The organism is Lawsonibacter sp. (assembly GCF_022777125.1).
Taxonomy (GTDB): domain Bacteria; phylum Bacillota; class Clostridia; order Oscillospirales; family Oscillospiraceae; genus Lawsonibacter_A; species Lawsonibacter_A hominis.
Map to the genome: position 1 here is coordinate 1 of NZ_JALFGV010000115.1, position 9495 is coordinate 9495.

Genomic DNA, 9495 nt, shown 5'->3' on the forward strand with positions numbered 1-9495 from the left:
AGCAGGATGGCCCAGGGAATATTGCAGTTGTATTTCTTGCGCAGCTCCTCCTGCTTGGGCCAGCCCACCAGGTTGGCGTTGATAAAGAAGTTGGTGAAGATCGTCTTCAGCACGTCGGGATCGGTCTGGGTCCAGACCTTCTCGATGAGCTGATACCAACAGGACTCGGGATCGCTGATGACCTTGTCGAACATCGCGCGCTGGGGCGCCAGGGTGTCTCCGGCAAACTTATTGACCAGATCCATCACCTTGTTCATGTTGTTCATGGGATCCTTGTCCAGATAATCGAATACCTTGGTCAGACCGTAACGCTTGATACTATCAGGAATCTTCATAACGTTTTCTTCCCCTTTCATGGCATAACAATACCATCCGTTCGTCGATACTATAACGCCGATTTCAGAAAAGGGAAATAGACAAAACGCGAATCCTGTCCAAACTCCAGACAGAAACGGCAGTTTGTTTAAAAGCAGTTCCGGTTCCGGCAAGCCCTTTTGCTATTTTGACCACTATACCACATAATATTCATAGTCATATTCCATTTTCACTCCGCAGCACGGCCTCCCCCTGCTGGTTCAGGCCCACAACGACGCCGTCCACCGTGTAAATTTGAAAGACCGCGCCCAGATAATCCGCCCGGCCGGACAGAAATTCGGCATAGGAAATCTGTGCGCCGCCGACAGACCCGTCCGCCCCGATCACGCCCACCGCCGCGTCCGGAGCGACGCTCATCCGGGTGTCGTCCTGTTCCGGGTCTGTGAATTCAAACCAGCTCTTCTGCTCCACCAGATTCAGCGTCACCCCGCCCTCGTCCGCGCCGGTAAGAACTCCGTAGCCCGCCAGGCGGGGCCAGGTCACGCCGTCCTGCTTTGCAAAGCTGTCCAGCAGCGCCGGAATGCCCTCCTTCAGCGCCCGGTAGCGCTCCTGGTCCCGCTCCGGGTCAAACTGCACGTCGGTGGCGGGATAGGCATACAGGGTGATCCCGTCCTGCTCCGCCAGGAAGTACATGGGCACGGGCGCAGTATCCTCATCATAGTCTGCGCTCTCCATCCAGGCGAGCGTGAGCAGCACGCCGCCCCATTCGCCCGCGTCCTTCATCCGGAAGACGGGCAGGCCCAGGAACTCCTGCACCTCCACCCGGTTCGCCCACTCCGGCGGCTGATCCAGCGTAAAGCCGTAGAGCGCGCTTGTGTAGCGCAGCTCGATTCCGGAAGAGGCCGCCGGGTCCGCATCGTGGGAGAAGGTCAGCGCGCTGCCCGGCAGATTCTCCAGCGCGTCATAGAGCATCTCAAACCACGCCTTGTCCTCGGCGCTGCCCTCCATGAGATTACGGGGCACGGTCTGATAGAAGGAGAGGTAGACGTGGCAGCCATCCCGGCCTCCAAGGTAGTGTACGCGGGCGGGGTATTCCTCCAGCGGCGCTTCCTCTACCAAAAGGCTGGCGACGGTACCCTGATCCATGCCCAGCGCCGCGCTGTAAAAAAGGACCGCCCCCGTGTCGGGGTCCTCCCCCACCGCGCCATAGACTCCCCAGCATTCCGGCAGCCGGATCGAAAAGCCGCAGCCGCTGTTGGTATAGACTGCGTTCTGTGCGCCAGCCAGGGCAAACGCGTCGGCGGTGATGGCTTCCGCCTCATCGTGCAGGCGCACATAGTCCGGGTCCAGGCCGGAGCGCTCCTCCGGCAGCGGGTCCACATGGAGATAGACCAGCCGGCCGCCCGCCTCCCCAAGCACTGTAATCCGGGGGCCGCCGGTTTCATACATCCCGTCCAGATCCTTGTCACCGTACAGTTCGTCAAATACCGCCCGGGTGACCACGCACAGATTTGCCAGCACGCCCGCAGTCGGGTCGTCTGCCCGGCGGGCGGAGCTCTGGTAAATCGTCATCAGGTCGGCCCCGTCGTCCTCCGCCACCTCCACCCTGCCCGCCCAGCCGTCCGGAAAGCGGACGGTAAAGCCGTAGGTGCTGTTGGTGTAGACTGCGCCCCGCCGCACGGCGGCGCCGGTGTAGGTAAACGCATCGGCCGTCAGGGCGCGGGCCTGTGCGTCCATAGCTTCATACTCGGACTTGACGGACTCATGATTCAGGTCCACATTCCCATCGGAAGCAAAGCTAAGGAAAAAGATCCTTCCGCCGCCCTCCCCCAGAATGAGCATCTGCCCGGGCCAGCCGTTCATGATCTCCTCATCACTCATCCCCGGATAGCGGGCGCGGAATTCCTGCGCATCGTCGATCAGCAGGGAAAAGAATTCGCCGGAATGGAAGCCATGATGCCGCTGGCAGAACGTAAGCATGCCTTCAGACTCCGTCACGGTATAGTTCCCCGCCCAGTCCTCGGGAAGCTGAAGCGTAAAGCCGTAGGTGTCGTTCACGTAGAGGCTGGAGGCCCCCCGGACAATACTCAGGAGATCGACACGGCCCTCCCGTACGCCGTTCCGTGCTTCCGGGTCGGGCAGATAGGCTTCCAGGGTCAGCTCGGTGAGGTCCGCCCACTGTTCGGGCGCGATGTCCAGGGTATAGCGCTTCCCCGCCTGCCATGGCTCGCCTTCGAAATAATGCAGGCTCATGCCGCCCAGCTGTTCCGTCTCCGCCCGGCCCGCGATATGGATGTTCCACTGCTCCGCCTTGGCGTAGCCCTTTGGAATGGTAAAGCTCATTGCTCCGTTTTCAAAGGCGATGCTGTCCTCCAATGCCTGCACGGCTTCAAATGCGTTCAGCGGCGCCGCGCTCTCGCAGGCCACCAGCGAGCCCGCCGGCAGGGCGAGCGCCAGGACGACGCACACCGCCGCCGCGCTGTTTTTCTTTTTCTGGAACAAGTTGGCCAGCCGCCCCTTGAGCAGTTTCTTGCCGCCGCCGAAATAGGTGGACAGGGCCGGAGCCCGGCACCCGGCGGCGGTATGGAGCAATATCTCGCCATAGCGGCGGCGGAAGCCGGCGTCTTTGGCGCGTACCACCTCGTCGTCGCAGCACAGCTCCAGATTGCGGGACGCCTCCCGCACCATCCACCACACCAGGGGATTGAACCAGTGCACGGCGTTGGTCAGCAGCAGCAGGGCCTTATACGCCACGTCCCGCCGGCGCAGATGCACCAGCTCGTGCCGCAGTACCACGTCCAGCTGCTCCGGCTCCATCTCCCGGCCGGGCAGCAGGATCACCGGCCGCACCAAGCCCAGCATCATGGGGGTGGGCAGCCCGGGCGCCCGGCGCAGAGCCGCCCGGCCCGTTACGCCCAGCTCCGCCCGCAGGGACTCCAGCAGGGACTCCGCCGCTCCGCCGGCCTCCAGCGACCGGCGGAGCAGGCTGCGGCGGGCAACCGCATAGGAGACGGCCTGCCAGAGCAGGAACCCCGCCGTGCCCGCCGCCCAGACCCAGGCGCCGAGCGCTGTCAGGGAGACCTGCCGGACCGTGCTCCTCTCCTGCGGGACGGGCTCCGGAGCCGCCGGGTTACCGGCGCTCCCGCCCGCCCCGGGTCCCGTCATATGGGTGTCCGCCGTCACGGCGGAGGCGGGCAGGCTCACCGGATACACGGGCGTCTCCACCGTCACGGCGGGCTGGGGCAGCGGGAACTGGAAGGGCAAAAGCAGCCGCAGGGCCAGCAGCAGCCAGAGGAAGTAGCAGGTTTTGGCCGCGTAACGGTGATGGATACGGCCAGAGAGCAGCAGCAGGGGCAGCAATACGGCCGAACCGGTCAGGGACAGGACGGCCACCCGCAGAAACAGAGCCTCCATGCTCATTCCTCCTTCAAATGATCCAGATAGTCCTTCAGCTCCTCCACATCTCCGGGCGATAAGGCCCCGCCGTCATAAAGCGCGGCGGCAAAGCGCTTGAGGGAGCCGGCGTACAGCTTGGACAGCACACTCATGCCCTCCCGCCGCTCATACTCCCTCCGGGAGACCAGCGGGCGGTAAGAATTGACCTTTCCCGTCTTTTCACAGGCCAGAAAGCCCTTCTCCTCCAGCCGCTTGAGGTAGCTGTGCAGAGCGCTGGCGGTGAGGGGGCGCTCCAGCCCCTCCAGAATGGCAGGGGCGCTCACCCCTCCCCCGGCGTTCCACACCACCAGCATAATGTCCAGTTCCGACTCCGGCAGACGGCGGTTCTCCTTCATCCCAGGCACGCTCCTTTTGCATTTGCAGAAGTTATAGTTCTATTCTACAATTGCAGAAGTTCCTTGTCAAGTCCTGTTTCCGCTTTTGCAAAAACAGGGCGGGCGCACCGCGCGCGCCCGCCCTAGCCCCCGATCTCCAGCGTAACGATCTCCAGCCCCTGCTTCATGGCATAAGACAGGGTATACATGGTGCCGCCCAGCATGCCGTCGTAGACGGCGATGAGCAGCGCGGAGTGATCCACCATGTACCGGTTGCGGCGGAGCATGCAGCCCCGGTCATACTGCCGCTGGACCATGGTTTCTCCGTCGCAGCGCTCCACCAGGGAGAAATACCGCTGCCGGTCCCGCTCCCCCCAGCGGGCGGCCTGCTCCTCGCAGGGGATCACCGCCTCCACGCTTACGCCGCCGCGCCGCGCCCGCAGGGCCAGGGCGGCCTCGCAGAAATAAAAATCCGCCCCCTGGGCCATACCGCACAGAAAATGGCGCATCCCCTTGTGATAGGCCGCCTCCAGCGCCTTGTCCAGCCGCTCTTTCAGCGCGATACAGCGCGGGTCCGCCTCGTTGTTCCGCCAGGGCAGCTTTTCCGGGCGGTGCCCGGTAAAACAGCAGGTACGCGCTCTGTCCATTCCCTGCTCCTCCATCCGCTTTTGTTGGTTTCATTTTATTATATCCCGGCCGCGAAGTCAACATTTTATCGAACATTTGTTTTTTCTCTTTTGGGGGTTGCATTTTGGCCAGAAGGCGTTATAATAAAAGCGGAACAACTGAATCGAATGTCTTCAGGGCAGGGTGAAAATCCCGATCGGCGGTACAGTCCGCGAGCCGGAAACGGCAGACCCGGTGTGACTCCGGGACCGACAGTGACGCGCATACGCAGGCGCGAAGTCTGGATGAAAGAAGATGTGTTGAAATTACGCACCTCCTAGTTTCGATTTTAACACCTGAAGGTCAGGAAGCTTTCAGGAGTTACCATCGAAAAAAGGAGTGTTTTTTATGTCCGATCCCAACACCACGACCGCCGGCAGCATCCGCACCGGCCGGCGCACCCGCGTGCGCGCCCTCACTGTCACCGCCATGCTCTCCGCCATCGCTTTCGTACTGATGTTCCTGGACTTCGCGGTGCCCTTTATGCCGTCCTTCGTTAAGATGGATGTGTCCGAGCTGCCCGCCCTTCTGGCCGCCTTTGCTCTTGGGCCGGTCTACGGCGTGGTGGTCTGTCTGGTCAAGAACCTGCTTCATCTGCTCATCACCACCACCGGCGGCGCCGGAGAACTGTGCAATTTCCTGCTGGGCGCCTGCTTTATCCTCCCGGCCGGCCTGGTCTATCAAAAGCTGAAATCCCGAAAGGGCGCCCTGCTGGGGGCCATCGTAGGGGCCGTCGTCATGGGGCTTTTGTCCATTCCTCTGAATTACTACATCACTTACCCCATCTACACCAACTTCATGCCCATCGACGCCATTCTGGAGCTGTACCGGGCCATCCGGCCCTCCGCCAACGGCCTGCTGGAGTGTCTGGTCACCTTCAACGCCCCCTTCACCCTGCTCAAGGGCCTTTTGGATGTGGCCCTCTGCCTGCTGATCTATAAGCCCCTCTCTCCCCTGCTGCACGGGAAAGTCTGATCCGAAGGAGGCCGCATTTATGAAGGAGCGCTCTGCACGCATCAAAAAGCTGGCCGTCATGGCCATGCTGGTGGCCCTGTCCATCGTTCTGGTCTGGCTGATCCACTTCCCCATTTTTGCCGTGGTCCCGTTCCTGGAGTATGATCCCGCCGATATCCCCATCCTCATCGGTACCTTTGCCTACGGCCCTCTGGCCGGTATCGCCCTTACCGTAGTGGCCAGCCTGATCCAGGGCTTCACCGTCAGCGCTCAGAGCGGCGTGATGGGGATCGCCATGCATATCTTTGCCACCTCCACGCTGGTGCTGGCGGCCGGGTGCATCTATAAATTCCGTCACACGCGCCGGGGCGCGGTGCTGGCCCTGGCGTGCGGCACCTTGGCCATGACCGGCGCCATGCTGGTGTTCAACCACTTCCTCACCCCCTTGTTCATCACCCCGGACCTCGCGGACTCCGCCGCCGTAGCCGCCAACCGCGCCTATGTGGACACCCTGCTCTTCCCCGCCATCGCCCCCTTCAACCTCATCAAGGCGGGCGCCAACTCCATCGTGACCTTCCTGGTGTACAAGGTGGTCTCCCGCTACATCATCCACGGCGAGGCCCAGATCTGGGCCGGCAAGAAGCATCTGAGCAGCGAAACCTGAATCAGAGGCATTCCGGCCGTCAGCGGCCCCCGCCGCTTTTTGGAACGCTGCCCTTCCGCTTGATTGACACGCTTGAGCGCCCCCGGCCGCCGGTCGGGGGCGCTTTGTCGGTTTCCGGCTCTGCTCCGGCGCCGGAGCAGAGCCGGCCGGAAGTTCCCCTTGACAAGACCGCGTCCCGCCATTACAATATCGTTAAGCGATATCGTATCTCGATATTGGAGGGGCCTCATGGGGAAAAAAGCGCTGGAAAACCTGACGGAGAGTATGTTCTACGTGCTCATGTCCTTTCTGCGCCAGGCGCGGTGCGGCACAGAGATCGCGGAATGGGTGCGCCTGCGCACCCGGGACCGGGTGCATCTGGGCCCGGGGACCCTATACACCATTCTGGCAAAATTTGAGGAGGAGGGCTTTCTCCAGGAAACCGCGGTGGAGGGCCGCAAACGCACCTATCAGCTGACGGAGGCAGGCCGGCGGCGCTATGAGGAGGAGTTGGCGCGGCTGCGCGCCTGCATCGCAGACGCAGAAGAGGAGGGCGCTCTATGAAGGACACGGTACGCAGACTGCCGCTGATCGACTATGCCGATCTGGATCGGTTTGAAGACTGGCTGGAGGACATGGCCCTGCGGGGGCTGTTCTACGACCATGCCGGGCCGGTATACATCACCTTCCGCCGCGGTGCGCCCGCCCCGGTCCGCTACCGGATGGAACCGGCCGGAAGCTTCCATACCGCGGAGAGCCAGATCTATCTGCGCCAGCAGGGCTGGGCCTGTCTGGGCCGGGCGGGGAAGTGGTTCGTCCTTTATGCCGCCGCCGACCCGGACGCGCCGGAGCTGCACACCGACCCGGTGGTACGCAGCTATGGCCTGGATCAGGCCGCCCGCTCCATGCTCCGGTACTGCGCCATGCTGCTGGCCGTTACCCTGCTTTTTCTGGCCGCGGTAGTCCTGCCGTACTGCTTTTTTGATTGGCCCGTACTCAGCTTGATCGAAAGCCCCCTGGCCGGGAATCTGCTGCCCGTGGTCATGGAGCTTCTCTCCCTGAGCCTCACCGTCCGGGCCTTTGCCGGATTCTTCCGCTTCAAGCGGCGGCTTCGGCAGGGCGCCGCCCTCCGCCGTAAGGGAAGCTGGCGGCGGGGGGCGCGGATCACGGCCGTCACGCTGCTCTGCTCTCTGGTGCTGCTGGCGCTGTCCTTTGCCAGCCTGTGGGCCTACGCCGCGCTGCGCTGGGAGGGCGGGATCGCCGGACAGGAGCGGCCCTTTCCCCTGCTTTCGCTTCCGGCCCTGGAGGGAAACGACGCCCTGGAGCCGGTCGTTATCGCGCTCCAGGATGGGACAGACTACAATAACTACATCCGTTTCTCCTGGTCTTTGCTGGCTCCGGAACAATATGAGGTATACCAGCGCATGTCGGAGCCCGACGGGTCGCACGCCTGTGGACTGGATCTGCGCTGGTACCGCCTCTCCTTCCCCTGCCTGACCGCTCCCCTGCTGGACGAGCTGGTCTGCCGCTATACGCAGCACAACTATTTTCCGGAGGAATATCGCGTCACCCAGCTGGAACTGCCCGGCTTTGACCGGGCGGTACTGGCCGTGGACAACGATTTCCCCGGCCAGCGTCTCTTCCTGGCCCGGGATGGCAGGGTGGTCTATCTGGACTACGACGGGGAGCGGGATCTGCTTGCTCAGCTCGAGGAAATAGAACAATTGTTTGACTTTTCGCTCGATCCATAGTAGGATAGCGGTATCGGGGGTGATAGCGTGGAACGTACCATTTTACACTGCGATCTGAACAGCTTTTACGCCTCGGTGGAGCTGCTGGAGCATCCGGAGCTGCGGGCGGCCCCGGTCGCGGTATGCGGGGACCCGGAATCCCGCCACGGGATCATTCTGGCCAAGAACGAACGCGCCAAGGCGTTCGGCGTGAAGACCGCCGAGACCATCTGGCAGGCCCGCAGGAAATGCCCGGACCTGGCGCTGCTGCGCGCCCATCATTGGAAGTACCGGGACTATTCCAAACAGGTCAACGCCATCTATGAGCGCTATACCGATCTGGTGGAGCCCTTCTCCATCGACGAGAGCTGGCTGGACGTGACCGGCTCTCTGCATCTGTTCGGCGGGGACGGCCGGGCCCTGGCCGACGAGATCCGGCGTGCGGTTCGGGAGGAGCTGGAGCTGACCGTATCGGTGGGGGTGTCGTTCAACAAGGTCTTTGCCAAAATGGGCAGCGATTACAAAAAGCCGGACGCCACCACCGTCGTCACGCGGGAAAATTTCAGGGACCTGCTGTGGCCTCTGCCGGTGAGCGACCTGCTCTTTGTGGGTCAGTCCGCCCGGCGGACGCTGGAAGGGTACGGCGTGCGTACCATCGGGGATCTGGCCCGGTTCGACCGGGAGGCCCTTGGGGACCTTCTGGGCAAGCAGGGATATACCCTTCACGATTACGCCACCGGCGCCGAGCGCGCCCCGGTGATCCCCGCGCGGGACCTGCCGGGGCCCAAGTCCGTGGGCAACGGGCTCACCTTTTCCCGTAATCTGGTGGGCTGGGCGCAGCTGCACTCCGGTGTGGCGGAGCTCTCCGATGAGGTGGCCGCCCGGCTGCGGAGCTGCGGCCTGAAATGCACCACCGTACAGATCGTCATCCGGGATCCCAATTTCAAGGACATCTGCCGGCAGAAGCGGCTGGAGGCCCCGACCTACGTATCCCGGGATATCGCACAGGCGTGTATGGAACTGATGCATGCGGCCTGGAGCCCCAGGGCGCCTGTCCGCGCCCTGACGGTCACGGCCCAGAACCTGGTGGAGGAGGGGCTGGCCGCCGAGCAGCTCAATCTGTTCGCCGCCGGGGCCGCGCCCCGCCGGGACAAGCTGGAGCGTCTGGAGCGGGCCATGGACGGTATCCGCGGAAAGTTCGGCCGGAGCGCCATTTCCCTGGCCTCCAACGTAAAGCCAACGGAACCGGTACAGCAGGAGGACCGGCGCCTTCCGCCGGTGGACTGACCGGCAGGGGGACTCTTGGGGGGATTGTGCGGGGGCCCGGCGTTCCAAAAGGTACCCCCGGCCCCCCCAGCGTGGCCCCCCACCCTCCCGCCGGAGCGGCCCGCCGCGCGCTCCCGCACGGGGTGTGCCG

8 protein-coding genes, 1 pseudogene and 1 riboswitch are annotated in these 9495 nt (G+C 63.2%); of the genes and pseudogenes, 5 read left to right on the forward strand and 4 right to left on the reverse strand.

Annotated elements, in window-relative coordinates:
* The 4 genes and pseudogenes from MR825_RS09810 to MR825_RS09825 form a co-directional block, all read right to left on the reverse strand.
* Nucleotides 1-335 (reverse strand): annotated as a pseudogene (locus MR825_RS09810) (radical SAM protein); the annotation flags it as partial.
* Nucleotides 336-531: 196 nt separating this feature from the next.
* Nucleotides 532-3729, reverse strand: a complete 3198-nt coding sequence (locus MR825_RS09815) for a M56 family metallopeptidase (protein ID WP_287880494.1) — start codon at nt 3727-3729, stop codon at nt 532-534.
* 2 nt (nt 3730-3731) lie between these two features.
* Nucleotides 3732-4106 (reverse strand): BlaI/MecI/CopY family transcriptional regulator, encoded by a 375-nt coding sequence (locus tag MR825_RS09820; protein ID WP_186907788.1) that lies wholly within the window; start codon nt 4104-4106, stop codon nt 3732-3734.
* Between the two features lie 122 nt (nt 4107-4228).
* On the reverse strand, nt 4229-4732 hold the full coding sequence (locus MR825_RS09825; RefSeq protein ID WP_186907789.1) for an SLOG family protein: 504 nt from the start codon (nt 4730-4732) through the stop codon (nt 4229-4231).
* A 145-nt stretch (nt 4733-4877) separates the two neighbouring features.
* Nucleotides 4878-5012, forward strand: a riboswitch (FMN riboswitch).
* An 87-nt stretch (nt 5013-5099) separates the two neighbouring features.
* Here MR825_RS09825 and MR825_RS09830 point away from each other — a divergent pair.
* The 5 genes from MR825_RS09830 (at nt 5100) to dinB (ending at nt 9365) form a co-directional block, all read left to right on the forward strand.
* Nucleotides 5100-5726, forward strand: coding sequence for an ECF transporter S component (locus tag MR825_RS09830; protein ID WP_186907790.1), 627 nt, complete (start codon nt 5100-5102; stop codon nt 5724-5726).
* Nucleotides 5727-5745: 19 nt separating this feature from the next.
* Nucleotides 5746-6369, forward strand: coding sequence for an ECF transporter S component (locus tag MR825_RS09835; protein WP_186907791.1), 624 nt, complete (start codon nt 5746-5748; stop codon nt 6367-6369).
* A gap of 228 nt (nt 6370-6597) precedes the next feature.
* Nucleotides 6598-6912, forward strand: a complete 315-nt coding sequence (locus MR825_RS09840; RefSeq protein ID WP_287880498.1) for a PadR family transcriptional regulator — start codon at nt 6598-6600, stop codon at nt 6910-6912.
* Nucleotides 6909-8099, forward strand: coding sequence for a DUF2812 domain-containing protein (locus MR825_RS09845; protein WP_287880501.1), 1191 nt, complete (start codon nt 6909-6911; stop codon nt 8097-8099). The genes MR825_RS09840 and MR825_RS09845 overlap by 4 nt, the downstream gene beginning before the upstream one ends.
* Before the next feature lie 27 nt (nt 8100-8126).
* A complete protein-coding gene (gene dinB, locus MR825_RS09850; RefSeq protein WP_256175860.1) occupies nt 8127-9365 on the forward strand; it encodes a DNA polymerase IV in 1239 nt (412 codons plus the stop codon).
* Nucleotides 9366-9495 lie beyond the last annotated feature (130 nt).